Annotated in this window: 29 protein-coding genes and 1 tRNA gene; 15 read left to right on the top strand and 15 right to left on the bottom strand. The window is 61.5% G+C overall.

From position 1 onward, the window contains the following. Positions 1-97 precede the first annotated feature (97 nt). Positions 98-187: transfer RNA gene (locus ACGYLA_RS02480), tRNA-Ser, on the bottom strand. Between the two features lie 145 nt (positions 188-332). On the opposite strand from ACGYLA_RS02480, the gene ACGYLA_RS02475 reads away from it, so the two are divergent. The 9 genes from ACGYLA_RS02475 (at position 333) to ACGYLA_RS02435 (ending at position 7,446) form a co-directional block, all read left to right on the top strand. Further along, complete coding sequence (locus ACGYLA_RS02475; protein ID WP_394430007.1) at positions 333-1,175, top strand: DUF2059 domain-containing protein; 843 nt, start codon at positions 333-335, stop codon at positions 1,173-1,175. Continuing rightward, positions 1,175-1,984 carry a DUF2059 domain-containing protein gene (locus ACGYLA_RS02470; RefSeq protein WP_394430005.1) on the top strand — a complete coding sequence of 270 codons (810 nt, stop codon included), beginning with the start codon at positions 1,175-1,177 and terminating at the stop codon, positions 1,982-1,984. The genes ACGYLA_RS02475 and ACGYLA_RS02470 overlap by 1 nt, the downstream gene beginning before the upstream one ends. Before the next feature lie 207 nt (positions 1,985-2,191). Beyond that, positions 2,192-2,878, top strand: coding sequence for a 50S ribosomal protein L21 (locus ACGYLA_RS02465; protein WP_067262097.1), 687 nt, complete (start codon positions 2,192-2,194; stop codon positions 2,876-2,878). 12 nt (positions 2,879-2,890) lie between these two features. Continuing rightward, entirely contained in the window at positions 2,891-3,160 is a 270-nt protein-coding gene (rpmA, locus tag ACGYLA_RS02460) for a 50S ribosomal protein L27 (RefSeq protein WP_067262095.1), read from the top strand. Between the two features lie 78 nt (positions 3,161-3,238). Then, on the top strand, positions 3,239-3,454 hold the full coding sequence (locus tag ACGYLA_RS02455) for a hypothetical protein (protein ID WP_394430003.1): 216 nt from the start codon (positions 3,239-3,241) through the stop codon (positions 3,452-3,454). A 2-nt stretch (positions 3,455-3,456) separates the two neighbouring features. After that, on the top strand, positions 3,457-3,993 hold the full coding sequence (locus ACGYLA_RS02450) for a GNAT family N-acetyltransferase (protein WP_394430247.1): 537 nt from the start codon (positions 3,457-3,459) through the stop codon (positions 3,991-3,993). A gap of 30 nt (positions 3,994-4,023) precedes the next feature. Continuing rightward, the gene (obgE, locus tag ACGYLA_RS02445; protein ID WP_394407730.1) at positions 4,024-5,058 is read left to right on the top strand and encodes a GTPase ObgE; all 1,035 of its coding nucleotides are present in this window, start codon (positions 4,024-4,026) and stop codon (positions 5,056-5,058) included. Beyond that, the gene (proB, locus tag ACGYLA_RS02440; protein WP_394430001.1) at positions 5,046-6,152 is read left to right on the top strand and encodes a glutamate 5-kinase; all 1,107 of its coding nucleotides are present in this window, start codon (positions 5,046-5,048) and stop codon (positions 6,150-6,152) included. The genes obgE and proB overlap by 13 nt, the downstream gene beginning before the upstream one ends. A 28-nt stretch (positions 6,153-6,180) precedes the next feature. Beyond that, complete coding sequence (locus ACGYLA_RS02435) at positions 6,181-7,446, top strand: glutamate-5-semialdehyde dehydrogenase (RefSeq protein WP_394429999.1); 1,266 nt, start codon at positions 6,181-6,183, stop codon at positions 7,444-7,446. Between the two features lie 3 nt (positions 7,447-7,449). Here ACGYLA_RS02435 and ACGYLA_RS02430 read toward each other — a convergent pair whose 3' ends face one another. Next, the gene (locus ACGYLA_RS02430; protein ID WP_394429997.1) at positions 7,450-8,052 is read right to left on the bottom strand and encodes a histidine phosphotransferase family protein; all 603 of its coding nucleotides are present in this window, start codon (positions 8,050-8,052) and stop codon (positions 7,450-7,452) included. Positions 8,053-8,081: 29 nt separating this feature from the next. On the opposite strand from ACGYLA_RS02430, the gene ACGYLA_RS02425 reads away from it, so the two are divergent. The 5 genes from ACGYLA_RS02425 to tsf all read left to right on the top strand — a co-directional run bounded on the left by ACGYLA_RS02425 (position 8,082) and on the right by tsf (position 12,024). Beyond that, the gene (locus tag ACGYLA_RS02425) at positions 8,082-8,267 is read left to right on the top strand and encodes a DUF3553 domain-containing protein (protein ID WP_067262087.1); all 186 of its coding nucleotides are present in this window, start codon (positions 8,082-8,084) and stop codon (positions 8,265-8,267) included. A gap of 148 nt (positions 8,268-8,415) precedes the next feature. Further along, positions 8,416-9,174: a GNAT family N-acetyltransferase gene (locus ACGYLA_RS02420; RefSeq protein ID WP_394429995.1), complete on the top strand. Its 759-nt coding sequence runs from the start codon at positions 8,416-8,418 to the stop codon at positions 9,172-9,174. Next, entirely contained in the window at positions 9,171-10,019 is an 849-nt protein-coding gene (locus ACGYLA_RS02415) for a lysophospholipid acyltransferase family protein (protein ID WP_394429993.1), read from the top strand. The genes ACGYLA_RS02420 and ACGYLA_RS02415 overlap by 4 nt, the downstream gene beginning before the upstream one ends. Before the next feature lie 155 nt (positions 10,020-10,174). Continuing rightward, positions 10,175-11,050, top strand: a complete 876-nt coding sequence (gene rpsB / locus ACGYLA_RS02410) for a 30S ribosomal protein S2 (protein ID WP_067262080.1) — start codon at positions 10,175-10,177, stop codon at positions 11,048-11,050. A gap of 98 nt (positions 11,051-11,148) precedes the next feature. Continuing rightward, a complete protein-coding gene (gene tsf / locus ACGYLA_RS02405; protein WP_394429991.1) occupies positions 11,149-12,024 on the top strand; it encodes a translation elongation factor Ts in 876 nt (291 codons plus the stop codon). A gap of 308 nt (positions 12,025-12,332) precedes the next feature. Here the strand turns inward: tsf and ACGYLA_RS02400 are convergent, their stop codons facing one another. The 12 genes from ACGYLA_RS02400 to ACGYLA_RS02345 all read right to left on the bottom strand — a co-directional run bounded on the left by ACGYLA_RS02400 (position 12,333) and on the right by ACGYLA_RS02345 (position 23,139). Then, positions 12,333-13,088: a LuxR family transcriptional regulator gene (locus ACGYLA_RS02400; protein ID WP_394429989.1), complete on the bottom strand. Its 756-nt coding sequence runs from the start codon at positions 13,086-13,088 to the stop codon at positions 12,333-12,335. Next, the gene (aroQ, locus tag ACGYLA_RS02395) at positions 13,088-13,525 is read right to left on the bottom strand and encodes a type II 3-dehydroquinate dehydratase (RefSeq protein ID WP_394429987.1); all 438 of its coding nucleotides are present in this window, start codon (positions 13,523-13,525) and stop codon (positions 13,088-13,090) included. Before aroQ ends, ACGYLA_RS02400 begins: the two co-directional genes overlap by 1 nt. A 183-nt stretch (positions 13,526-13,708) precedes the next feature. Beyond that, complete coding sequence (gene phoB / locus ACGYLA_RS02390) at positions 13,709-14,398, bottom strand: phosphate regulon transcriptional regulator PhoB (RefSeq protein WP_067266767.1); 690 nt, start codon at positions 14,396-14,398, stop codon at positions 13,709-13,711. Between the two features lie 4 nt (positions 14,399-14,402). After that, the gene (phoU, locus tag ACGYLA_RS02385) at positions 14,403-15,110 is read right to left on the bottom strand and encodes a phosphate signaling complex protein PhoU (protein WP_209217798.1); all 708 of its coding nucleotides are present in this window, start codon (positions 15,108-15,110) and stop codon (positions 14,403-14,405) included. A gap of 4 nt (positions 15,111-15,114) precedes the next feature. Beyond that, positions 15,115-15,912, bottom strand: a complete 798-nt coding sequence (pstB, locus tag ACGYLA_RS02380) for a phosphate ABC transporter ATP-binding protein PstB (RefSeq protein ID WP_067266771.1) — start codon at positions 15,910-15,912, stop codon at positions 15,115-15,117. Between the two features lie 15 nt (positions 15,913-15,927). Next, positions 15,928-17,283 carry a phosphate ABC transporter permease PstA gene (gene pstA / locus ACGYLA_RS02375; protein ID WP_394429985.1) on the bottom strand — a complete coding sequence of 452 codons (1,356 nt, stop codon included), beginning with the start codon at positions 17,281-17,283 and terminating at the stop codon, positions 15,928-15,930. Then, on the bottom strand, positions 17,280-18,776 hold the full coding sequence (pstC, locus tag ACGYLA_RS02370; RefSeq protein WP_394429983.1) for a phosphate ABC transporter permease subunit PstC: 1,497 nt from the start codon (positions 18,774-18,776) through the stop codon (positions 17,280-17,282). The genes pstA and pstC overlap by 4 nt, the downstream gene beginning before the upstream one ends. 70 nt (positions 18,777-18,846) lie before the next feature. Further along, on the bottom strand, positions 18,847-19,887 hold the full coding sequence (locus ACGYLA_RS02365; RefSeq protein ID WP_394429981.1) for a substrate-binding domain-containing protein: 1,041 nt from the start codon (positions 19,885-19,887) through the stop codon (positions 18,847-18,849). 138 nt (positions 19,888-20,025) lie between these two features. Continuing rightward, positions 20,026-21,078 (bottom strand): ATP-binding protein, encoded by a 1,053-nt coding sequence (locus ACGYLA_RS02360; RefSeq protein ID WP_394430243.1) that lies wholly within the window; start codon positions 21,076-21,078, stop codon positions 20,026-20,028. A 1-nt stretch (position 21,079) separates the two neighbouring features. Continuing rightward, on the bottom strand, positions 21,080-21,601 hold the full coding sequence (locus tag ACGYLA_RS02355) for a gamma carbonic anhydrase family protein (protein ID WP_209217795.1): 522 nt from the start codon (positions 21,599-21,601) through the stop codon (positions 21,080-21,082). Next, positions 21,598-22,245 carry a guanylate kinase gene (gene gmk / locus ACGYLA_RS02350; RefSeq protein WP_394401072.1) on the bottom strand — a complete coding sequence of 216 codons (648 nt, stop codon included), beginning with the start codon at positions 22,243-22,245 and terminating at the stop codon, positions 21,598-21,600. The genes ACGYLA_RS02355 and gmk overlap by 4 nt, the downstream gene beginning before the upstream one ends. Before the next feature lie 3 nt (positions 22,246-22,248). Beyond that, complete coding sequence (locus ACGYLA_RS02345) at positions 22,249-23,139, bottom strand: YicC/YloC family endoribonuclease (protein WP_394429978.1); 891 nt, start codon at positions 23,137-23,139, stop codon at positions 22,249-22,251. A gap of 281 nt (positions 23,140-23,420) precedes the next feature. Between ACGYLA_RS02345 and ACGYLA_RS02340 the strand changes: the two genes are divergently transcribed. Continuing rightward, complete coding sequence (locus ACGYLA_RS02340; RefSeq protein WP_394429976.1) at positions 23,421-24,080, top strand: PAS domain-containing protein; 660 nt, start codon at positions 23,421-23,423, stop codon at positions 24,078-24,080. A gap of 88 nt (positions 24,081-24,168) precedes the next feature. Here ACGYLA_RS02340 and ACGYLA_RS02335 read toward each other — a convergent pair whose 3' ends face one another. Next, positions 24,169-25,539 carry a class II 3-deoxy-7-phosphoheptulonate synthase gene (locus tag ACGYLA_RS02335; protein WP_394429974.1) on the bottom strand — a complete coding sequence of 457 codons (1,371 nt, stop codon included), beginning with the start codon at positions 25,537-25,539 and terminating at the stop codon, positions 24,169-24,171. Positions 25,540-25,716 lie beyond the last annotated feature (177 nt).

Here is a 25,716-nt window from a genome sequence, read left to right as displayed (position 1 = left end):
AGCAGACCGGTTTGGAGGACGGCGACGTCGCCCCTTGCGCGGCGACTAACCTGCGTCTTCGTATCGGGGGAAATAAGCACCACGCCCAAGGCGTTAGTGGCGGAGAGACAGGGATTCGAACCCTGGGACCCCGTGAAGGGTCAACGGTTTTCGAGACCGCCCCGTTCGACCACTCCGGCACCTCTCCGCGGGGGTCTGGGGGGTCCGTTTAGTCGCCTTTTCCAGCAGTGGCAAGAGGGGTTTTGCGCATCAATTGAAAGTTTGGGGATTTTCATTGCGCCGAGGCTGCTAGAGCCTAAGTTTAAAGGCAGAATTCTGCGAAAGGACCGCCCATGTTTCGCCAAAAACGAATGATTGCAGCCCCCTTTGTCATGGCGTTGATGCTGCTCGTCGCGCTTGCCCTGCCGCTGCGGGCGGCGGATCGCGGCGCGTTGGAGCGGTTTTTGGAAGTGACAGGCTTTGACGTGGCGTTGGAGAGTATTCGCCTGTCTGCCGATTCTGCGCCTGAAATGTTGGGGCTGCAAAGCGAGGATTTCGGCTCGGAGTGGTCGCGGCTGGTGCGCGATGTCTTTGACACCGAGTTGATGCACGACATGGCGATGGATATCCTTGCCGAGACGCTCAGCGATGACCTGTTGGATCATGCCGCCGGGTTCTATGCCTCCGATCTAGGCCAGCGTTTGGTGGCGGTCGAAAATAAGGCGCATATGGCTGAGGATGACGGGCTGAAGGCCGAAAGCGGTGCCGCCATCATCGCGGGGCTTGAGCGGATCGGCTCCCCCCGGTTGGAGACCCTGCGGCGCTTGAACGCGGCCAGCGATGTCGAAGAAATCTCGGTCCGGGCCATTCAAGAGGTGCAGATTCGTTTCCTTCTGGCCGCCGCGGGCGCCGGGGTGATCGAATTGCAGATGGAAGAGCCGGACCTGCGCGAGGCGATGCGGGCGCAGGCGGATGAGCTGGGCGCGCAGATCGCCGCCAACGCATTGGCCAACGCCGCCTATACCTACCAATCCTTCTCGGACGAAGACCTTGCCGCCTATGCCGAGGCGTTGGAGCATCCCAAGATGCAGCAGGTCTATACGCTGATGAACGCCGTTCAATATGAGATCATGGCCAACCGGTTTGAGGCCGTGGCCGCGCGGCTTGCGGCCATGCAGCCCAGTCAGGACATCTGATGCGGGCTTGGGTTTTCGCGCCGCTTTTGTGGCTTCTGGCGCTGCCCGCTTGGGCCGATGCGCGGATGACCGTGCTGGTCGATCTGTTGGAACTTCGCCAAGCGGCGGTGATCCTCAGCGACGAAGGGCAGGCCCATGCGGAGGTGCTGAACCAAGACATGCTGGGCGGGCAGGGCGGCCCAGCCTGGCAGATGCAGGTCGAAAGCATCCACGATCCCGAGCGTATGGTCGAAATGGTCCGCCGCGCCTTGGAAGAGACGATGACGGCGGAGGAGGTCGAAAAGACGATCGCCTTCTATTCCACCGAACTGGGGCGCCGGATCGTCGGGTTGGAGAATGCCGCCCGCGCCGCCATCGCCGAGCCTGAAGTCGAGCAGATTGCGCGGGCAAACTATGGGGTGCTGGCGGGAGACGGTGATCCCCGGGTGACTTTGATCCGCCGGTTGATCGACGCTTCCGATATGATCGACCGCAATGTTGGCACGGCACTCAACAGCAATTTCCAATTCCTCCGCGGCATGCGCGATGGCGGCGCGCTGGAGGACAGTGACGAAGACCTCTTGGCCGATGTTGGCGCCGATCTGGATGCGGTGACCGAAGACACCTCCGTCTGGCTGCACGCCTATATGCTGCTGGCCTATCACCCCTTGAGCAACGCCGAAATCGCGCAATATGCGGCCTTTGCCGAGACACCGGCGGGCCGGGCGCTCAATCGCGGGCTTTTCGACGGATTCGGTCGGGCCTATGAGGATATCTCTTACGGGCTGGGGCGCGCATTGGCGCTGAATATGGTGGCCGAAAGCCTCTGACAGGCCCACGGGGGCAGGGCCAAGAAAACCTACTTGACTTGCCCCGCCATTCCGAAGATAAGCCCGCATCCCGGCGGGTAATCCGTTTTCGGGATTGTTTTTTAATGACGCCCCATGGGCGCGCTGTTCGAGGCGGATCGGCCGGAAAGCCATCCACAAACTCCCAAGCGGGGGCCACAGAACGCGGATGACAGAAAAGGAAGACGCATGTTTGCGGTCATCAAGACAGGCGGCAAGCAATACAAGGTTCAAGCGGGCGATATGCTGCGCGTTGAACGTATTGCAGCCAATGCTGGCGAAACAGTCCAGTTTAACGAAGTTCTGATGCTGGGCGGCGACAGCCCCGTGCTCGGCGCGCCCACGGTCAAAGACGCAGGCGTTCAGGCCGAAGTCGTTGATCAGATCAAAGGCGAAAAGGTCATCAACTTCGTCAAGCGCCGCCGGAAGCACTCTTCCAAGCGCACCAAGGGTCACCGTCAGAAGCTGACGCTGGTCAAGATCACCGACATTCTCGCCTCCGGCGCAGAGAAGTCGGGCGTATCCGAAGCTGTCGGCACAGGCTCCGTAAGCGCCGCCGCCGTGGCTGCCATCACCGGCAAGACCGATGAGGCTGCGCAGATCAAGAAGGCCAAGAAGGCGAAAGCCACCAAGGCCGCTCCGAAAGCCGAGAAAGCCGACCAGATGTCGGAAGCCGGCGCGGACGACCTGAAGGCGCTGAGCGGCGTTGGCCCCGCGCTTGAGAAAAAGCTGCACGAAGCGGGCATCACCTCCTTCGCTCAAATCGCAGCATGGACCGAAGCGGATATCGCTGAAGTTGACGAGAAACTGTCTTTCAAAGGCCGTATCCAGCGTGAAGGCTGGGTCGAACAGGCCAAAGAAAAGACCAAAGGCTAAGGAGAGACCGAGATGGCACATAAAAAAGCAGGCGGTTCATCCCGTAACGGGCGCGACTCAGCTGGTCGTCGCCTTGGCGTGAAAAAATACGGCGGCGAAGCCGTCATCCCCGGCAACATCATCGTGCGTCAGCGCGGCACCAAGTTTTGGCCTGCCGAAGGCGTTGGCATGGGCAAGGATCACACGATCTTTGCAACCGTCGACGGCGCTGTGACCTTCCACAAGGGTCTGAAAAACCGCACGTTCATTTCGGTTCTGCCACGCGCGGAGGCCGCTGAATAAGCCGTACCCCAAAGGGTTTGAAAAAATCAGGGATCGGCGATACCGCCGGTCCCTTTTTCTTTTCGGGAAGACCCCCCAATGTTTTTGTTTTCCAGTTCAGGGCCCATTGGCCTGCCGGGCCGTTTTTCCGCTCTTTGCGGGGTGCGGCTGAAATTTGATAAAGTCGTTACATTCGGCAGGGAGGAATATGTCGAATGTGTCAACGCCTCGGCGCGCGGCTTGCGCGTGATCGGGGCAGGGGCGGCCCGTTTGGCCAAAGGCCCCCAATCCAGTCTGTTCGGAGGAGGAACATGACGATGCAGTTGGAAGCGATTGTGAACCAACCCCTTATTGAGACAGAGCGGTTTGATCTGCGCCCGGTGCGCCGGTCCGACATGGGCATGATCGAGATGTATGCCAGCGACCCGCGGGTCGCCAATGCAACATCCTCGATCCCGCATCCGCTGCCGCCCGGCAGTGTCGAAGCCTATGTGAGCCGTGCGATGTCCGATGACCGTGAAGAAGACGTCTGGGTCATGGACGGTACCCGCGCGGATAGCTCCGAGGTGATGGGCGTGATCTCCCTCACCCGGCTTGACCGCAACCAATCCGAAATCGGCTATTGGGTGGCTCCGGCGTTCTGGAACACCCATCTGGCCTCGGACGCGGTGCAGGCTTTGGTGAATGCCAACCCTTTGGGCAATGATGCGCTTTTTGCCTCTGTTTTCCATGACAACCCGGCTTCGGCCAAGGTGCTGACCAATGCTGGCTTTGTCTATCTCGGCGACGCGGAAACCTATTGCTTGGCCCGCGATGCTGCCGTACCCACATGGACCTATAGCCGCAAGCTGTAGCTCCGTTTCCCGTGCCTGAAAGGCAAGACCATGAAGTTTCTCGACCTGTGCAAAGTCTACATCCGATCCGGTGCCGGGGGCGGCGGCTGTGTGTCGTTCCGGCGTGAGAAATATATCGAATATGGTGGCCCGGATGGCGGCGATGGCGGCACCGGCGGCTCGGTCTGGGCCGAGGCGGTCGATGGGCTGAACACGCTGATCGACTTTCGCTATCAGCAACACTTCTTTGCCAAGAACGGCCAGCCCGGCATGGGCAAACAGCGCACCGGTAAGGACGGCGAGGATATCATCCTGCGGGTGCCCGTGGGCACGGAGATCCTCGACGAGGATCAGGAAACCGTCATCGCCGATCTGACCGAGCTTGGCCAGCGCGTGCAGCTTGCGCGCGGCGGCAATGGCGGCTGGGGCAACCTGCATTTCAAATCCGCGACCAACCAAGCCCCCCGCCGCTCGAACCCCGGGCAAGAAGGGGTGGAACGGACGCTTTGGCTGCGGCTCAAGCTGATCGCCGACGTTGGCCTGCTGGGCCTGCCCAATGCGGGCAAGTCGACCTTCCTTGCAAGCACGTCGAACGCGCGGCCCAAGATTGCCGATTACCCATTCACTACGTTGCACCCCAACCTTGGCGTGGTCGGTGTCGATAACACTGAATTCGTGGTGGCGGATATTCCCGGCCTCATCGAAGGCGCCTCCGAAGGGCGGGGTCTGGGCGATCTTTTCCTTGGCCACGTCGAGCGTTGCGCGGTGTTGTTGCACCTTATCGATGGCACCTCCGAAACCGTGGCGGAGGATTACCACACCATCATCGGAGAGCTGGAAGCCTATGGTGGCGATCTGGCAGAAAAGCCGCGTGTCACTGTGTTGAATAAAGTTGATGCATTGGATGAGGAAGAGCGCGCAAGCCGTTTGAAAGAATTGGAAAAAGCTTCCGGCGGAAACGTGATGATGATGTCCAGTGTGGCTGGCGAAGGCGTGACGGAAGTATTGCGCACCCTGCGCCAGAATATCGACGAAGACCGCCTGCGTTTCCGCAGCACCGAGGAAGAGACGCCTTGGCAACCCTAAGCACCGCCCGCCGTGTCGTGATCAAGATCGGCTCCGCCCTTCTGGTGGACCGCGATAGCGGCAATCTGCGCCGGGACTGGCTGACTGGATTGGCGCAAGATGTCTTGTGGCTCAAGGGCTTAGGCTGCGATGTTGTGCTGGTATCCTCGGGCTCCATCGCGCTTGGCCGGGGTGTTCTGGGCCTTCCGCCGACCGTCTTGGCGCTGGAACAGGCGCAGGCCGCCGCGGCGGTGGGGCAAATCCGCCTTGCCCGGGCCTATGAAGAGGTGCTGGCCCCCCATGGCATCACCACGGCGCAGGTGCTGGTAACGTTGGAAGACAGCGCCAACCGCCGGCGCTACCTCAACAGCCGCGCGACCTTGGAGCAGCTGCTCTCGCTCGGCGTCGTGCCCATTGTGAATGAGAATGACACGATCGCGACCGACGAAATCCGCTTTGGCGACAACGACCGTCTCGCTGCGCAGATCGCGGTGACGGTGGGGGCGGATCAGTTGATTTTGCTCTCCGATGTGGATGGTTTCTACAGTGCCAACCCTTCGCAGGACCCTACCGCGAAACGTTACGATGTGATCGAGAGCATCACGCCCGAGATTGAGGCGATGGCCGGTGATGCCGGGTCGGGCCTTTCCAAAGGTGGCATGAAAACCAAGCTGATGGCCGCGCGGACGGCGACAACGGCGGGCTGTGCGATGGCGATCACCGATGGGTTCGTCATGCGCCCGCTCACCGCGCTCGAAGGTGGGGCAAATGCCACTTGGTTCAGCGCGCAAAGTGACCCACAAGCCGCGCGTAAGCGCTGGATTGCCGCGATGAAGCCGCGCGGGGCGGTGACCTTGGACGCCGGAGCCGTGGCGGCATTGGCGCGGGGCACATCCCTCTTGCCGGCCGGGGTGACCGCCGTTGAGGGGCGTTTTGAACGGGGCGATAGCATCGCCATGTATGACCCCGCCGGTCATGCGGTGGGTCATGGTCTCAGCCGCTATTCGGCGGGGGAGATCGGGCAGATCAAGGGCCACAAGAGCGCAGAGATCGAGGCGCTGTTGGGCTACCCGGGGCGTGCGGCTTTGATCCATCGCGACGATATGGCGCTCTAAGACAAGATGAAGACAGGGGCATAAGGCTATGAACGACATCGAGAATATCTCTGAGCTGATGGCCGATATTGGCGCCCGCGCCCGTGCAGCGGCAGCGCAACTGGCGACCGCCACAGCCGAGCGGAAACACGCCGCCCTGATCAGCGCTGCCGATGCGGTCTGGAAAAACCGGGCTGAGATCATCGCCGCCAATGAGCAAGACCTCACCTTTGGCCGCGACAAGGGGCTGTCGGACGCCATGATGGACCGGCTGATGCTGAACGAAGAGCGCATTCGCGGCATGGTCGACGGGCTGCGGTCGGTCGCGGAACAGGTCGATCCGGTGGGCGAGGTGATCGCTGAATGGGACCAGCCCTCCGGCCTTAACATCCAGCGCGTGCGCACGCCGCTTGGCGTGATCGGCGTGATCTATGAATCGCGCCCCAATGTGACGGCGGATGCGGGCGCGCTTTGTCTCAAAGCGGGCAATGCGGTGATCCTGCGCGGCGGGTCGGAAAGCTTTCATTCATCGCGCGCCATTCACGCCTGCCTGCAACAAGGGCTGCGAGATGCGGGCATGCCGGAAGACGCGGTGCAATTGGTCCCGACGCGCGACCGGGCGGCGGTGCGTGAGATGCTGACGATGACCGATACCATCGACGTGATCGTACCGCGCGGCGGCAAGGGGCTTGTCGGCTTGGTCCAGCGTGAGGCCCGGGTGCCGGTCTTTGCCCATCTGGAAGGCATCGTGCACATCTATATCGACGCCGAGGCGGATCCCGAAAAAGCGTTGAAGGTCGTGCTGAACGCCAAGACACGACGGACGGGCATTTGCGGCGCGGCGGAATGTCTTTTGATCCATGAGGATGTCGCCAAGACCATTGGCAATGGCGTGATCCGAGCGTTGATTGACGCAGGCGTCGAAGTGCGCGCCGATGCGGCCTTGCAGAATGTCCCCGGCACGGTCCCGGCCAGCGATGCGGATTGGGGGCAAGAATACCTCGATATGATCGTCGCGGCGCGGGTCGTCCCCGATCTGGACGCTGCGATGTCGCATATTCGGGAGTATGGTTCGGGTCACACCGATTGCATCCTGACCGAGAATACCGAGACCGCCGCGGCCTTCTTCAGCGGGCTGGATTCCGCGATCCTGATGCATAACGCCTCGACCCAATTCGCAGATGGGGGAGAGTTCGGCATGGGCGCAGAGATCGGCATCGCCACGGGAAAGCTTCATGCCCGCGGCCCTGTTGGTGCGGCGCAATTGACGAGCTTTAAATACCTAGTGCGTGGCGAGGGGACGGTGCGCGGCTGACCTTTAGAACGAGAGGGTCAGTGCCGTTTCGCCGCTGTCGAGCGTGATTTCTCTCCCCTGTGCTTCGGCCAGAATCGGCAAAAGTGCGAATTGAACCTGCGCGGGCTGTAGCCGCCTGTCCGCGCCGGTCTGCGTCAGCAGCGCCCAAAGTTCAGGGTCTATCGCGATCTTGTCAGCCTCGGCCCTTAGGGACCAGCGGCCCGCCTCTTCACCGATGGTGATCCGCCCGCCGTGGTGCAGGGCCGTCTCGATGCAGAGCAGCGCGAGGAAGGCCATCCGCACGCCATTGCGTGATTGCGGGCTTGTAACCTGCCAGTCGATCTCAACCCGTGAGTCGGCATAGAGATCGCGCAGGATCGATGTCACCTCGTTCTGGCCCATGGTCTGATCGCCCGCAGCCCCAAAGGCGATGCGGAAAAAGCGGATCCGGGCCGAAGCGCTTTCGACGCTTTGACCAATCAAGGCAAGCTCAGGCCCCGGTGCGGCGCCGGTTCCGGCCATTTGAAGCAGCTCTAGCCCGTTGTTGATGGCACCGATTGGCGATATCAAGTCGTGGCAAATGCGGCTGCCGATCAGGGCGGGCAGGTCGATGTTAAGCTGGCCCATGGTGGTCCCTTGGAATGATTGGAAAAGGTATGGATGATCTGAACGCGCTGCTGACGCCGGGCATGCTGGTCATGCATCCGCAACATCCTGAATGGGGCACGGGGCAGGTGCAAAGCAACATTGGCGGCAAAGTGACGGTCAACTTTCGTGACCAAGGCAAGGTGGTCATAGACAGCTTTCGTTTGGAATTAATGCCGGTCTTTGATGAGGGATGACCCTTTCCAAATCCTTAATGGTGGAAGAAAATTTTCTTAAAGCAACCATAGGGAGAGTAACCGATTTCCGCTTTCCCCGCAACTGTTGCGCCCGCGCAGCCGATTGCCTATCAGGCGGAGACTTTCATTTCGGGCATAGGATTGGCCGATGCCACGGGGCGTAGCAGCAGATTTTCAGGTCAGATTGGCGCAGACGGAGGCCGATGTGCAGGCGGCACAGCGGCTGCGGTACGACGTTTTCGTGCGGGAGTTGGGCGGCGGTGGGCCGATGGTCGATCATGCCGCCGGCTTGGAGCGGGACCGGTTCGATCCCTACTTTGACCATCTGCTTTTGACCGACCGGCGCAGCGGTAAATTGGCGGGCGTCTACCGGGTGATGCGGGGCGATATGGCCGCGCGGGCAGGCGGCTTCTATTCGGCGGCGGAGTACGATCTGGCGCCGCTTGTCCAGTCGGGGCGTAAGCTGTTGGAATTGGGGCGCTCTTGCCTTGACCCCGCCTATCGCGGCGGCACGGCGATGCACCACCTCTGGGCGGCGCTTGCAGGCTATGTCGCCGAACATGAGATCGAGGTTCTTTTCGGCGTGGCGAGCTTTCACGGCACCGACACCGCGGGTTTGGCAGAGCCGCTTTCGCTTCTGCATCACCGGCATTTGGCGCCGCCCGAACTGCGGGTCCGCGCGCGCGAATACGCGCCCATGAACCTGATCCCCGAGGCCGAGTTGGACCGGCGCAAGGCCATGTTGGCGGTGCCGAGTCTGATCAAAGCCTACCTTCGGTTGGGGGGCACCGTGGGCGAGGGGGCCTATATCGACCGCGCCTTCAACACCACGGATGTTTGCCTGATCCTTGATACGAAACAGATGAGCGCGCGGCAGATGCGGTTCTATAACGGGAGCGCTGCATGAGCACGACTTGGGACAGCGACCAGCCGCCGCCAAAGCGGCGTTTGACGCTTGCAGGGATGCTGCGGGTCATGCTGCGCGGCGCGGTCTTGGCGTTTTTGGTCTTTGGCGGGTTACTGGTCTTGCTGCTGCTGCGCTTGATCGAGCGGCCAATTTTTGGCCTGCATCGGCCCATCACCCCCCATATCACGCAGATGGTATGCCGCGCGGCGTTCTGGGTGCTGGGCATGCGCTTCATCCGCCGCGGCACCCCGATGGAACGGCGCGGCGCGGTGGTGGCCAACCATACCTCATGGCTCGATATTTTCGCGCTGAACGCGGCCAAACGGATCTACTTCGTCTCTAAATCCGAGGTGGCGGGCTGGCCCGGCATCGGCTGGCTGGCACGGGCGACGGGTACCGTCTTTATCCGCCGCGACCGGGCCGAGGCGCGCACCCAGACAGAGGTGTTCCGGACGCGGCTCTTGGCCGGGCATAAGCTGCTGTTTTTCCCCGAGGGCACCAGCACCGACGGGCTACAAGTGCTCCCCTTCAAGACCACGCTGTTCGAGGCCTTCTTTGACCCCGCCTTGCGGGATGAGATCGCGGTGCAACCCGTCAGCGTCATCTACCACGCGCCGCAGGGTGAAGATCCGCGGTTTTATGGCTGGTGGGGGGATATGTCCTTTGGCGCGCATCTGCTGACGACGCTGGCCGCGGCCCGGCAAGGCGCGGTTGAGGTGGTCTATCACCCGCCGCTGCCGGTGGCGGAATTCACTGGGCGCAAGGCGCTGGCGCAACGCTGCGAGGCGATCGTGCGCGCGGGGCATGCTCAGGCAGATGCTGATGGCGGGCCGCGCCTGCAATAAGCCCCTTGCGCTGCGCCGCGCGCTGGCCTATATGCGCCCCACTTGAACCCGCAGTCGGGGTTGGGCCTTTTGGGGAGAAATCCCAGATCGTCCGCCGGTTGGCAGCATGAGGCTGTCATACCCCCGATGAGGCTAAACCGGAAAGGTATAAAGACATGGCTCTTCCTGAGTTCTCCATGCGCCAACTGCTTGAAGCAGGCGTACACTTTGGTCACCAGACACAGCGCTGGAACCCCCGCATGGGCCCGTATATCTACGGCGCGCGCAACGGCATCCACATCATGGACCTCACACAGACCGTCCCCATGCTGGACGAAGCGCTGAAAGTGATCCGTGACACCGTCGCCAAAGGCGGCAGCGTTCTCTTCGTCGGCACCAAGCGTCAGGCCGCTCAGCCGATCGCCGACGCCGCAGAGAAATGCGCACAGTACTACATGAACCACCGTTGGCTCGGCGGTACGCTGACCAACTGGCAGACCGTTTCGCAGTCGATCAACCGCCTGAAAAACATCGACGAGCAGTCCGAGCGCGGCTTCGAAGGCCTGACCAAGAAAGAGCGTCTTGGCATGGAACGCGACCAAGCGAAGCTGGAAGCGTCGCTGGGTGGTATCCGCGAAATGGGCGGCCGTCCTGACCTGCTCTTCGTCATCGACGTGAAGAAAGAGTCGCTGGCCATTGCAGAAGCCAACAAGCTGGGCATCCCGGTTGTGGCCGTGGTTGATACCAACTGCTCGCCCGACGGTGTTGATTACATCATCCCCGGCAACGACGACGCGGCCCGCGCCATCGCGCTCTACTGCGATCTGGCATCGCGCGCTGCTCTCGACGGCATGTCGGCTCAGTTGGGTGCGGCAGGCGTTGATCTGGGCGCCATGGAAGAAGCCCCCGAAGAAGAAGCCGTGAGCGAAGAGAGCACCGGCGTCGAAATCGGCAACGCGTCCGAAGAGACTCTGCACGACGATGCCATGGGCAAAGATGCACCGCTGGACATCGAATCCAAGAAAGAGACCGTCGCCAAAGCCGAAGGCTAAGCGTCACGGACCTGAAACACGGGGCAGGGTAACCTGCCCCGATTTCCACCAGAGGCGGGCCTTGAGCCTGCACCCGATTTCCAAAGGAGAACCAAGAGATGGCAATCACAGCATCCATGGTCAAGGAACTGCGCGACAGCACCGGCGCAGGCATGATGGACGCCAAGAAGGCACTGACAGAAAACGACGGCGACATGGAAGCCGCTGTCGACTGGCTGCGCACCAAAGGTCTGGCCAAAGCGGCGAAGAAATCCGGCCGTACCGCTGCCGAAGGTCTCGTGGCTGTTAAGGTCGAAGGCGGTCGCGGTGTCGCCGTTGAGGTGAACTCCGAAACCGACTTCGTCGGCAAGAACGCCGAATTCCAATCCATGGTCAGCAACATCGCCGATGCCGCGCTGAAAGTGGACGATGTCGAAGCGCTGAAAGCGGCTGAGATCGACGGTAAATCCGTTGAAACCACCCTGACAGACGCCATCGCCAAAATCGGCGAGAACATGTCTCTGCGCCGCATGCAGAGCATCGAAGGCGAGACTGTCGTCTCTTACGTCCACAACGCCGCCGCACCCGGCATGGGTAAAATTGGCGTTCTGGTCGCCATGACCGGTGGCAACGAGGAACTGGGCAAGCAGATCGCGATGCACATCGCCGCTGTGAACCCCGCGTCGCTCTCCGAAGCTGATCTGGACCCGGCCGTGGTCGAGAAAGAAAAGCAGGTTCAGATGGACATTGCCCGCGAAAGCGGCAAGCCCGAAGCCGTGATCGAGAAGATGATCACTGGCCGCATGCAGAAGTACATGTCCGAAGTGACACTGGTGAACCAGTCCTTCGTCGTGAACCCTGACCTGACCGTCGGCAAGGCCGCTGAAGAAGCGGGTGCGACCATCACCGGTTTCGTGCGTCTGGAAGTTGGCGAAGGCATCGAAGTCGTCAAAGAAGACTTCGCAGCAGAAGTGGCGAAAGCCGCGAAAGGCTAAGCCTTCTCGACATGATGAATATGGGGCGGTGCATTCCGATGCGCCGCCCTTTTTCGTGGCCAACCACCGATAGGGACGCCGATAAAAACGACGGCTCGAAGTATCAGGGCAGGTTCTGGATGGGGCAGGGGAAGGATCCGGTCAGCCAGGCGAAAAATAAACCTGACTGAGACCGGCGAGCCAAAAAGCGCCTTGGTATTACAAGGATTTAGGGCCCGTCGTACCGCGGGTGCGAACACCCGCGATACTGGCGGACCATGGCCATCTACTACCTGAGGTGCCAGTAAGGTATTCCATACCCTAATATATTACGGATCCATCACAAACATCTGGTTGGCAAAGGCCGCTTTCAGCACCGCCTGGGCCGTCGTTTCGACCGACAAAGCCTCCCGCGCGAGGCGCAGGTGTTTCTCGACCGTAGGCGCCGTCAGGCCCATCAGCAGGGCGATATCCTGCGCGGTCTTGCCATCTCCGACCCATTGCAGCACCTCCAGTTGACGCCGCGTGAGGCTGCGGTTGGGGCTGCTATAGGGCAGGGAGAGGATTTTCAGATGCGCAATTTCATTCATCAGCTGAATGTCCGCGCCATGCGTGGCCCAAATCGCATCCACCTCATCCTGAGACAGGCCTCGGCGCGCCGTTAGCGCAATCGCCCCCTTGGACCGGGCCGAGATCGAGCGGAAGCTGATCGTATAGCCCGCCGTCACATCCATGCTGGCGTTGAAGTCGATCACCCGTTTTTCGGTCTCCGACAGGCCATCGCGCTGCGTGATCTCCGCCAAGGTGCCCCAGCTACAAGCGCCTTCGTTGTTGAGTGCCCAACGGAGCATCGGCGCATTGAAGTAGAGCCCGCTGTGCAGGTAGCCGTTGAGGTATTCCGCGCTTTGATTGCTCAAAATCACGAAATCCGCCGGGTCGCCCAAAGAGGTCGGTGTGCGGTAGCGCGTAAAGCCGTAGATCAGCCGGTCGAACCCATAGTCTGCCATCTGTCGCGTATGGGCATCCCAGAGTGCTTCGATTGTCGGGCTATGCGCGATCTGATGCAGATAGTCGCGCAAAATCATCAGCTTACGATATGACGTTGAAGGGCTTGGATTGCCAGAACATAGCCATGAACGCCAAAGCCGCAGATCTGTCCAAGGCCCACAGGCGCGATATAAGACGTGTGGCGGAAACTCTCGCGCGCGTGAATATTGCTCAGATGCACTTCAACCACCGGCAGTTCGACAGAGGCGATGGCGTCCATCAGCGCGATGGAGGTATGGGTATAGGCGCCGGCATTCAGAATGATACCAGCATGTTGGCCGCGGGCCGCGTGGATCAGATCGATCAGGCTGCCTTCGTGGTTCGACTGCGCAAACTCCATCTCCAGACCCAGCCGTGCGGTTTCGTCGGCACAGAGTGCCTCAACATCCGCCAAGGTGGTCTTGCCATAGACCTCAGGCTGCCGCGTGCCCAAAAGGTTCAGGTTCGGGCCGTTCAAGATAAGTACAGACGCCATAATCACTCGCATTAAATCATCTAGATAGTGTTAACGGAGCAAAACTGGCGCTGTCCAGCGTCAGGTGGCATTGCGGTGCTACTGTGGCGAGAAAATCGCAACAACAGGGCTGGCATGGTGATATATGAAACTGATAATCAGTATTATGTAAATAAAGCGGTTCCTGAGAGGAGATGAAACAGTTTAACCCAAGGCATAACCCGCGCCGCGCACGGTTCGGATCGGGTCTCCGCCACCTTCGCGCGTCAATGCTTTGCGCAAACGCGCGATATGAACGTCCACCGTGCGCGTATCGACATAGATGTCGCGGCCCCAAACGTGGTCGAGCAGTTGATCGCGGCTGAACACGCGCCCGGGTTTCTCCAGCAGCGTCGTCAGCAGCCGATACTCCGTCGGCCCCAGTTTCAGCTCGTTGCCCGCGCGGCTCACGCGGTGACGCTCTGGGTCGAGCTGAATGTCGTCAAAGCTCAGCAGCGCGCCTGCGGCTGCGGGACGTGTGCGGCGCAACTGCGTGCGCACACGGGCCATGAGTTCGCGGAGGTTGTACGGCTTGATCACATAGTCGTCCGCGCCGGTTTCCAGCCCCCGCACGGTATCCACTTCCTCAGAGCGCGCAGAGAGCATGATGACCGGAATGTGCCGCGTCGCCTCGCGCGATTTAAGCTGACGGCAAACTTCGATGCCGCTCATCAAGGGCATCATCCAATCGAGGATCACCAAATCCGGCGCGGCCTCTGAGACCAGAAGCATGGCTTCTTCGCCGTCTTCGGCCCGGCGCACCTCAAAGCCTTCGGCTTCGAGGTTATAGGCCAGTACCTCACGTTGCGCGGGTTCATCTTCTACCAGCAGAACTTGCGGTCGTGTGACGTCCATCGTCTCAGTCCTTCGTGGTGATCGAAGTGCGGTCGGCCTTGGGCCGGTCGTCCTCGGGCGTCTCACCGGTCACCAGATAGACAACCTGTTCGGCGATGGCCGTCACATGGTCACCCATGCGTTCGACGTTTTTGGCGATGAAATGCAGATGCATACAGGCGGTGATGCTGCGCGGGTCTTCCATCATGAAGGTAAGGAATTCGCGGAAGAGCGCATTATACATCTGGTCGACATCTTCGTCGCGGGTGATCACATCGCGCGCGAGATCCGCGTCGCGCTGAATATAGGCGTCGAGCGCGTCTTTCAGCATCGCCTCAACCGCGCCAGCCATGCGGCGGATTGCGCCCGTGCTATCGCTCACCGGCTCCATCTGGTTCAAGACGCTGGTGCGCTTGGCCATGTTTTTTGCATAGTCGCCAATACGTTCAAGGTTGGCGCTAATCTTGATGACGCTCAGCGTCAGACGCAGGTCGATCGCCGTGGGCGCCCGCAGCGCAATGACACGGGCGGCGCTTTCGTTGATCTGCTCTTCCAGCCCGTCGATGGCCTTGTCCCCTGCCCGCACCTCATTGGCGAGCTCTTCGTCGCGGGTTTCCAGCGATTGCGCGCCACGGCGAATGGCGTCTTCGACCAGTCCGCCCATTTTGAGGATCTGTGCCTGAACGGCTTCCAGATCGCGGTCGAATGCTGATGCAATGTGTTGATCTGACATGATATTATCCAATACGGCCGGTGATGTAGCTTTCAGTGCGCGGATCTTGGGGCCGCGTGAAGATGTCGTCGGTGTCGCCAAATTCCACGAGGTTGCCGAGGTGGAAAAAGGCGGTTTTCTGGCTCACCCGCGCGGCCTGTTGCATGGAGTGTGTGACAATCACGACGGAGTAGTTCTGCCGCAATTCATCAATCAATTCTTCGACTTGCGCGGTGGCAATGGGGTCGAGAGCCGAGCATGGTTCGTCCATCAAGAGCACTTCGGGCTCTGTTGCCACGGCGCGGGCGATGCACAGACGCTGCTGTTGGCCGCCCGAGAGGCCGGTGCCCGGTGCGTGCAGACGGTCCTTCACCTCGTTCCAGATCGCGCCCCGGCGCAGGGCCTGTTCGACGATATCGTCGAGGTCGGCCTTATTGCGGGCCAGCCCGTGGATGCGTGGGCCGTAGGCCACGTTGTCGTAGATCGACTTTGGGAAGGGGTTTGGCTTTTGAAAAACCATACCCACTTTGGCGCGCAGCTGCACCGGGTCGACCCGTTTGTCATAGATGTCTTCGCCGTCGATGCGGATGTCGCCGGTCACCCGGGCCACATCAATTGTGTCGTTCATCCTGTTGATACAGCGCAGGAAAGTAGATTTACCGCAGCCCGATGGGCCGATAAAGGCGGTTACTGTCTTGTCGTTGATGTCGATGTCCACGTCGCGAATGGCGTGGCTGTCACCGTAGTAGACCTGCACGTTGCGGGCCGCGATCTTGACGGGTTGGGTTGTCACGTCACTCTCCGAATATCTGTTGTCTTTCATGGTCCCGTCCTTGGTTTACCAGCGACGCTCAAAGCGGCGGCGCAGCAGCACGGCAATGGCATTCATCGTGATCAGGAACACCAGCAAGATGATGATACCGCCCCACGCGCGTTCGTAGAAGGCCGGGTCGGCGCGTTTGGCCCATTCATAGATCTGCGCCGGCATGGCGGAGTTCGGGGCCATCAGCCCTTCGGCAATGCTGTCGGGCGGGTTGGAGGCGATGAAGCCCACCATGCCGATCAGCAGCAAAGGTGCCGTTTCGCCAAGGGCTTGGGCAAGCCCGATGATCGTCCCCGTCAGGATACCCGGTGCGGCGAGGGGCAGCACATGGTGGAAGACCGACTGCATTTTCGAGGCCCCTACCCCGAGCGCCGCGTCGCGGATCGAGGGCGGCACCGATTTGAGCGAGGCGCGGGTCGAGATGATGATCGTCGGCAGGGCCATCAGCGTCAGCACCAGACCGCCCACCAGCGGAGCCGAGTTCGGCAGGTGCATGTAGTTTATGAAGACCGCGAGGCCAAGGATACCAAAGACGATCGAGGGCACCGCGGCGAGGTTCGATATGTTCACTTCGATGATGTCGGTGATCCAGTTCTTCGGCGCGAATTCTTCGAGGTAGATCGACGCGGCGACCCCGATGGGCAGCGCCAGCACCAGCACCACCAGCATCATCGCGAAAGAGCCGATCATCGACACCCCCATGCCTGCCGCTTCGGGCCGCGCGTCAGAGGCGTCGGCACCAGTGATGAAGTCGAGGTTGAACCGCTTTTCGATGCTGCCGTCGGCGATCAACGCATCGACCAGATCAAGCTGCTCGGCGCTGATGTTCTTGTCATTGGCGATGCTTTCGCGGGTCACGCGGCCCTTGAGGTAGCCATCGACACGGCTGTTGGTCAGGAACTCGAATTCGGCATTCGTGCCGATCAGCTCCGGGTTGGCCAAGACGTAGTTGCGCAATTGAGCGGCGGCGTCTTTCGACAGGATATCTGCCATCGCCTTGGGCTTGAGATCGGTCTCAACCTCGCCCGCTTCGACCTTGTTTTCAAAGGCAGCTTTTAGCAGCGGCGAATATCCGAAGGTCGAGACCTTCTTGATGTCTTCCAAATCGCGGTTGCCGTTTTTGTCGAGCTTGTCTTCCAGCAGCGGCACGGAAAGCGTCACATAGGTCTGCTGAAACGCGCCGGTCCCGCGGGAGATGATGGTGAAGAGCAGCGTCAGCAGCATCAAGAGGCCGATGACGATGGCAATGATGCCATAGAGCTTGAAACGGCCCTCGGAAGCGTTGCGGCGTTTGGTGCGCCCGTCTTGGACCAGCAGCGAAGCTCCGCGCGGGTCTGCGATGGGGGCTGCGGGGTTGGGGATATCGCTCATTCGTACTGCTCCCGGTATTTGCGCACGATGTAGAGGGCCAGCACGTTCAGGCCCAAGGTCAGGACGAAGAGGGTCAGGCCAAGGGCGAAGGCCACCAGCGTCTCGGGGCTGGCGAAATCGCTGTCCCCGGTCAACTGGCTGACGATGCGGGTGGTGATGGTGGTCATGGCTTCCAGCGGGTTGGCCGAGATGCGGGCGATGGCCCCTGCCCCCAGCACCACGATCATGGTCTCACCGATGGCGCGGCTCGCGGCCAGCAGCACGGCGCCCACGATGCCCGGCAGCGCCGCAGGAAGCACCACTTGGCGGATCGTCTCGGATTGGGTCGCACCCAGCCCGAAGGAGCCATCGCGCAGCGATTGCGGCACCGCGTTGATGATGTCGTCCGAGAGGGAGGAAACGAAGGGGATCAACATGATGCCCATGACCAGCCCGGCGGTCAGGACCGAGGTCGCCCCCGACATCCAGTCGACACCCAAAAGCCCTTCTTCCCCGCGTCCGAAGACTTGCACGAGGAACGGCCCCACGGTCAGCAGCGCAAAAAGGCCGTAAACGATTGTCGGGATCCCTGCGAGGATTTCCAGCAGCGGCTTGGCCGTGGCGCGCACCTTGGGGCCTGCATATTCACTCAGATAGATCGCGGCGAAAAGTCCGATGGGCACAGCCACTAGTAGCGCGATCAGCGAGATATATAGCGTCCCCCAAAGCAGCGGCAGGATCGACAGGTCACTGTCGCCGCGGAAGTTCGGTGCCCAGGAAGAGCCGAAGAAGAAGTCAGTCCAGGGATGCAGGTTGAAGAAATTGATCGTCTCGAAGAGCATCGACAACACGATGCCCACCGTGGTCAGGATCGCGAGCGACGCCGCGAGGATCAGCAGCGCCTTCACGCCCCCTTCGACCCGGTTGCGAGCGCGGAAGGTGGCATCGGTTTCGCGGTAGACCATGGCCAGCCCGGCCAAGGCGATCAGCGCCACGATGATGTTGCGCCAGAAATTGCCCGTCGCCGTCATCTCGCGGTAAGCCTGCGCAGCTTGTAGCACCTCGGGGCTAATCTCGGCCCCCAAGGCAACGCCCTGTTCGCCCAGCCATGCGCGCAGGTCATCGGCGGCGGAAAGATCGGTCGCATCGGCCGCGCTGAGCGCGCCGGAAGAGACGGCCGCGTCCAGCCCATCGGCCAGACGACGCACATCGCTCATGATTAGATTGACGGAGGAGCCTTCGGGCACAGCCTCGGCGGGGATCATATCAACCACCGAAGATTGCACCAGCATCGGCTGAACCAGCAGCCAGATGCCCAAAACCAAAAGCGCGGGCACCGCCACGCTCATCACCGCATTGTAGCCGTAGTAGCTTGGCAGCGAATGCAGCTTGCGGCTGTCACCTTGGGCAGAGGCCAAAGCCCGACGCCGCGCAAGGAAATACCCGCCCAGTGCCAGTGCCGCGATCAGGATGACCAGCGGCAGCACCGCGCCTGTTGTCAGTATTTGTCCCACATGTCCCCCGGTGGATCAAAAAGCGAAAAACCGGGGGCAGTCACCCGCCCCCGGCGATAAGGGTAAAGGCTTAGGAGCCGCTGCCCATCACGGTCTCATCGGCAACCACGGACTGGGTGTCGGCCAGTTCAGGGTCGGAGACCAGACCGTATTCGGCCAGCGGGCCGTCGGGGCCGGCAACTTCGTCGGCGACGAAGAATTCAGCGTATTCCTTCAGGCCGGGGATCACGCCGATGTGGGCTTTCTTGACGTAGAAGAACAGTGGGCGCGACACAGGGTAGTCACCCGAGGCGATGCTCTCGGTGGTTGGCTCGACGCCGCCCATGGTGGCAACTTGCAGCTTGTCGGTGTTGTTCTCGTAGAAGGCCAGACCGAAGACGCCGATGCCGTCTTGGTTGCTTTCAATGCGCGCCAGCGTCTCGGTGTAGTCGCCGTCGATGTCCACGGATTTACCGTCGGTGCGCAGGCTGATGCACTCTTTCTCAGCGGCTTTCTTGTCGCCGTCCGCCGCTTCGAGGAAGGCTTCAAAGTCGCCGGTTTCTTCGCAACCCGCGAGGATCACCTTGTCTTCGAAGACTTCGCGCGTGCCGTGCTTGGTGCCGGGGATGAAGGCTTGGATCGGCTGGGCGGGGAAGTCGGGGTTGACCTGATCCCATGTGGTATAGGGGTTCTCGGTCGCTTCGCCGTCGACGACAACTTTGGCGGAGAGGGCTTTGTACCAATCGACCGGCGTGAACTCGAAGGTCTCGCCATTGATGTCGGAGGCGAAGACGATGCCGTCATAGCCGATGCGCACTTCGATGATGTCGGTCACGCCGTTCTCGGCACAGGCCGCTACTTCGGCGTCTTTGATCTGGCGCGAGGCATTGGCCACGTCGATGGTGTTCTCGCCCACGCCTTCGCAGAAACGCTTGAGGCCAGCCGAGGAGCCGCCCGATTCCACGACCGGTGTCGGGAAATCAAAGTTTTCGCCAAAGGCTTCGGCGACGATGGAGGCATAGGGCAGCACGGTCGAGGAACCGGCAACCTGTACTTGGTCACGCGCGGCAGCAGCGGTTGCAGATACGGCGGCAATCGCCAGGGCGGAAGTGGTGAGTTTTGCGAGTGACATGATATCTCCTGTCAGATGCGAATTGGTGACCACCCCATGGTGATCTGCGCCCCGTCTATGAAGGCGGTGCTGTGCTTTTGTGACAGCAACGTTACAGTTTCATGACAGTCGGCCTGAATCACCAAATTTCTGCAAAGATCAGTCAGAACCCGGTTTCATCGGCAGAATCACGCGGAATTCGGCCCCTTCGCCGGGGGTGCTGGTGATCTTGAGACGCCCGCGGTGACGATTCATGATGTGTTTGACGATGGCCAATCCCAGCCCCGTCCCACCAAGAGCGCGGCTGCGGTGGCTGTCGACCCGGTAGAACCGTTCGGTCAGCCGTGGCAGGTGAATCGCATCGATCCCGGGACCATGGTCGCGCACGCTGACATAGACCGCGGGGCCGCGCATCGCCGGGTCATGGGCCGTGCGTTTGACCGAAATCTTAACCCGGTTGTCGCGCCCGCCATATTTGATCGCGTTCTCGATGAGGTTCGTGAAGACCTGCACCAACTGATCCGCATCACCCAGCACAAGGGCCGGTGCATCGCCCAGTTTGGGCGCCAGTGTCACATTGCTATCGACCGCCAGCGGCGCGAGGTTGCGCAGGGTGCCGCGCAGTACATCACGCACATCAACCGGTGCCTCGGGGCGCACGCGTTCTTCGGCCTCGACCCGGCTGAGTGACAAAAGCTCCCCCACCAGCCGGTTCATTCGTTCGGCTTCTTGCGCCATGATCCCCAGAAACCGCTCGCGCGCCGCCGTGTCGTCGCGTGCCGGGCCTTGTAGCGTCTCAATGAAGCCGATGAGCGCGGTGAGCGGGGTGCGCAACTCATGGCTCACATTGGCCACGAAATCGCGGCGCATCTGGCCTGCCTGCGCCATCTCCGTCACATCGTTGAAACTGAGCAGGACAATCCCATGGTCGCCGACCGGGCGCAGGCTTACGTCATAGGTGGTGCCATGTTCGCCGCCGATGCTGGTAAACCGTGCTTGGCACGGGCCCGCCCCCGAAAGACATCGCTCGACCGCTTCGACCAGTCCCGGCTGGCGCAGCGCGGTGACAAAGTGGCGGCCCAGCAGCCCCTTGCCCAGCAAATCCTCGGCAGGCGCGTTTAGAACGGTAATCCGCTCCTCGGCGTTGATGGCCACGCTCGGCAGCGGCAGCGCCGCCACCACATCGGCCAATGTAACGGCGGTGTTGCCCATGTCAGAGCGGTTCAAGATCGCGGCGGAAGCGCGCGGCGTTCTCGGCATAGTGTTTGGCGCTTGCGGTCAACTGTTGGATCGCCTGCGCGTCAAGCTCACGGACCACTTTGCCCGGCACGCCCATGACGAGCGACCCATCGGGGATCACCTTGTTTTCGGTGATCAGCGCCCCTGCCCCGATCAGGCAGTTCTTACCGATCTTGGCACCATTCAGCACCGTGGCCCCCATGCCGATCAGAGAGTTGTCGCCGATGGTGCAGCCGTGCAGCATGACCTTATGGCCGATGGTGCAATCTTCGCCCACGGACAGCGGATAGCCCATATCGGTGTGAAAGACGCAGTTCTCCTGCACATTGCTGCCGCGGCCCACGGTGATCATCTCATTGTCGCCGCGCAGGGTGCTGCCGAACCAGACAGAGGCTTCAGGGCCGAGCGTCACCTTGCCGATGACATTGGCGTCAGGGGCGACCCATGCATCGGGGGAGACTTCGGGGCGGGCGTCGGCAAGGGCGTAAAGGGTCATTTCAATTCCTCGAATTCGGATTGCAGGCGGCGGACGTGATCCTTGATGGCGGGCTGTTGGCTCAGCCGCAGACGGGCGGCGGTGATGATGGATTTCAGCCGCGCCTCGGTCTGGTCGAGATCGTCGTTGACGAGCACGAAGTCATAGCCGTCCCAATGGCTGATCTCATCCCAGCTTTTGCCCATGCGCTTGGCGATGGTTTCGGCATCGTCCTGCCCCCGGCTTTCCAAACGGCGCTTCAACTCGGTGATCGAGGGCGGCAGCAGGAAGATCGACAGCGTGTGTGTGTTCAGGTCGGAGTTGCGGATCTGCTGTGCGCCCTGCCAGTCGATGTCGAAAAGGATGTCCTGCCCCTCGTCAATCGCTGCCTGCACGGGGGCCTTGGGGGATCCGTAGAAGTTGCCGAAAACATGGGCGTGTTCCAGCATCTCGCCCTCGGCCACGGCCTGCCGGAACTCCTCTTCGCCGACAAAGCGGTAATCCTTGCCATCCTCCTCGCCCGGGCGGGGGGCGCGGGTGGTGGCGGAGACCGAGAAGTTGATCGTCGGATCCCATGCACGCAGGGCGCGGGCCATGGTCGATTTGCCCGCCCCGGAGGGGGAACTGAGGATGATCAGAAGGCCGCGTCGGCTTGGGTTTGTCACGTCTTACTCCACATTTTGCACTTGTTCGCGCATTTGGTCGATCACCGCCTTCAGGGCCAGACCGACAGTCGTCAATTCGGTGCTCTGCGCCTTGGAGCAGAGCGTGTTGGCTTCGCGGTTGAACTCCTGCATCAGGAAATCCAGCTTGCGCCCCACCGGCCCGCCCTGACCGATCAGCGCCCGTGCAGCGGCGACATGGGCGGCGAGGCGGTCAATCTCTTCGGTGACATCGGCTTTGACCGCGATCATGGCCAGCTCCTGCGCCACCCGGTCCGCATCCGCGCCCTCACTGTTGTCGAGCACGCGCGCAAGGTTGCGGCGCAACTGGGCAGCGGTCTCTTCCTTACGGGCATCGGCCAAAGCGGCGGCTTCGGCGGCGCGGTTTTCGACCTCGGTCAACTGCTCTTGCATTACACCGGCCAGCGCCGCGCCTTCCTGCGCGCGCATCCCGTTGAAATCACGCAGCAGGGTCGGCACTTCCGCCAGCAATGCGGCGCGCAGCGCGTCGATGTCCTGGGCCTGATCGGCCTGTTCCAGCACGCCGCGCATGGAAAGGATATCGCTCGCCCGCGAGGGCGCCAGCGATACACCGGCATCCATCGCACGGGCCTCGATCTCATGCAGGGCGGTCAGCAGCGTGTCGACATGCGCCTCGTTGATCTGCAAGCTGCCGTCACTCTCAGCCGAGGAGATGCGCAGGTTGCAGGTGATATTGCCCCGCGCCACCACCGCCGAAATTTGCTTGCGCAAGGCGGCCTCAAGCCCCTCGACCCAATCGGGCACGCGCAGCCGCAGGTCGAGCCCTTTGCCATTGACCGCGCGCAGCTCCCAAGACCAGCTCCAACCCTCCAAAGCGCCGGAGGCAGAGGCGAAACCTGTCATGGACCTGATCATCGGCGCGTTCCTTGCAAGGGCGGTCATGTCCTGCCTTACGGCGAAACCCCCGCGAGGGGCAAGCCCCCGCCCCCTCGGCCCGGCGGATCCCTTGGCGCACGCGTTAACCACTTCAGCGAAAGCATGACGAATTCCTTAACCGCCTGCGGTATTAATGATTTGGTAATGTTTACGGCCGCATTGTGCCGCTGTCGTTTCAAAAACGGCTGCTGTATTGGCCAAGTCCTTATGGGTGAGTTTCAATGGGCAATACAGGCCACACCGCGCAGAATGTTGTCGCCATGTCAGATCATCGGACGCATGTTGGCTATGGCCCGCTCGCGCAGGTCGAAGCCTATTGGGAGGCCCTGCGCGGCAACAGGTTGATGCCGCGGCGGTCGGATATCGACCCGCGCGGGATCGAGCAGGCATTGGAATATGCCTTTATCCTCGAACGTGTCGCCGTGGGTGTCGGACGGTTGCGGATCGCGGGCGGCCATCTACGCGATCTCATGGGGATGGAGGTGCGCGGCATGCCGATCACCGCCTTTTTCGGGACGCAATCGCGCCCCCATGTCAGCGAAGCGCTGGAAGAAGTGTTTCAGATGCCCGGCCAGATCACGCTGCACATGGGCGCGGCGGCGAGCTATGGGCGGCCTGCCTTGACGGGGCGGATGCTGCTCTTGCCGCTGAAAAGCGATCTGGGCGATGTCAGTCGGGTGCTGGGCTGTCTCGTCGTGCTGGGGGAGATCGGACAAACCCCGCGGCGCTTCGATCTGGCGCAGGCCACGCGGCACAGCGCTTTTGGTGGGGTGGCCAAACCTCTGCGCCATGCCGATCCCCTGCAGCAGCCGCTTTTGCCACGCGAAACCGGATTCGCAGAGCCGAAAGCAAGCTTTACCGCCGCCCCGACGGGTGACATTCCGCCCTATCTGCGTTTGGTGAAGTCAGAGCAGGAATAGCCCGTCCGCCGCCCTCGGAACGCGAAAACGCCGCCCCGGAAAACGGGACGGCGTTTCTATCGTCACAATCAAGTGCAGGCCGGGGCTGTTACCCTGCCGCCCGCGCCGTCTGTGCCACGCGGCGGTTCGACAGTTCCTCGGCCACGAGGAAGGCCAGTTCCAGCGATTGGCTGGCGTTGAGCCGTGGGTCGCAGGCGGTGTGGTAGCGATCGGACAGGTCCTCGTCGCTGACCGCCCGCACACCGCCGGTGCATTCGGTCACGTCTTGGCCGGTCATCTCGAAATGGACACCGCCGGGGACGGAACCTTCGGCGTTATGCACGGCAAAGAATTCATGCACTTCGCGCAGCACGGAATCGAAGGGCCGGGTCTTGTAGCCCGTGGAGGATTTGATCGTGTTGCCGTGCATCGCGTCACAGGTCCAGACAACATTAGCGCCCTCTTCCTGCACGGTCTTGATCAGACGCGGGAGGTGATCGCTCACCTGCCCCGCACCAAAGCGCGAGATCAGCGTGAGACGGCCCTCTTCGTTCTCGGGGTTCAGTTTGGCCATCAATTGCTTAAGGTCATCGCTGGTCATCGAGGGACCACACTTCAGGCCAATCGGGTTTTGCACGCCGCTGGCAAATTCCACATGCGCCCCGTCGGGCTGCCGCGTGCGGTCACCGATCCAGATCATGTGACCGGAGCCCGCAAGCCACTTGCCGGTCTGGCTGTCACGGCGGCAAAGCGCCTCTTCATACTCCAGCAGCAGCGCCTCGTGGCTGGTGTAGAATTCCACCGATTGCAGCGTATGCGCGGTTTCGGCGGTCACCCCTGCGGCGGCCATGAAATCAAGCGTGTCGGAGATGCGGTTGGCGATCTCACGGTATTTCTCGGCCTTTTCGTCATCGGTGAAGCCCAGTGTCCAGCCGTGGACCTGATGCACATCCGCATAGCCCCCGGTCGAGAAGGCGCGCAGCAGGTTCAGCGTGGCGGCGGCCTGCGTATAGGCGCGCAGCATCTTTTGCGGGTCGGGGATACGCGCCGCTTCGTTGAAGGCCAGATCGTTGATGATGTCGCCGCGGTAGCTGGGCAGTTCCACGCCATCCACCATTTCGGTCGGGGCCGAGCGCGGCTTGGCGAATTGACCGGCCATGCGGCCCAGTTTGATCACCGGCACCTTGGCCCCATGGGTCAGCACGATGGCCATCTGCAACATCACCTTAAAGGTGTCGCGAATGGCGTCCGAGCTGAACTGTTCAAAGCTTTCGGCGCAATCACCGCCCTGCAAAAGGAAGGCTTCGCCACGGCCCGCGGCGGCCAGATGTTTCTTCAACCGGCGTGCTTCGCCCGCAAAAACGAGGACCGGATAGCGTGCCAGCTGTGCCTCAACCGCTTCCAATGCGGCTTGGTCAGGGTAATCGGGCATCTGGACGCGCGGTTTGCTGCGCCAGCTCGAGGTGCTCCAGTCTGTCATCTTTCTACTCCGCTCCACAGCGCCGAGTGTCGGCACTTCGTGATCTTTCTCTATACAAAGGCGCGGGGAAAGTGACCAGAACCGAAATGCGCCCTATTGACGTGGCGTGAGGCCCGTGGGCAATGTTTCCGGCAAGTTCTGGCGGCCATGGCACATGTCGGCAGAGACGACCTGAAT

The organism is Sulfitobacter sp. 1A13679 (assembly GCF_043557115.1).
Classification (GTDB): Bacteria; Pseudomonadota; Alphaproteobacteria; order Rhodobacterales; family Rhodobacteraceae; genus Sulfitobacter; species Sulfitobacter faviae.
This window is presented reverse-complemented; position numbering and strand designations above follow the sequence as displayed.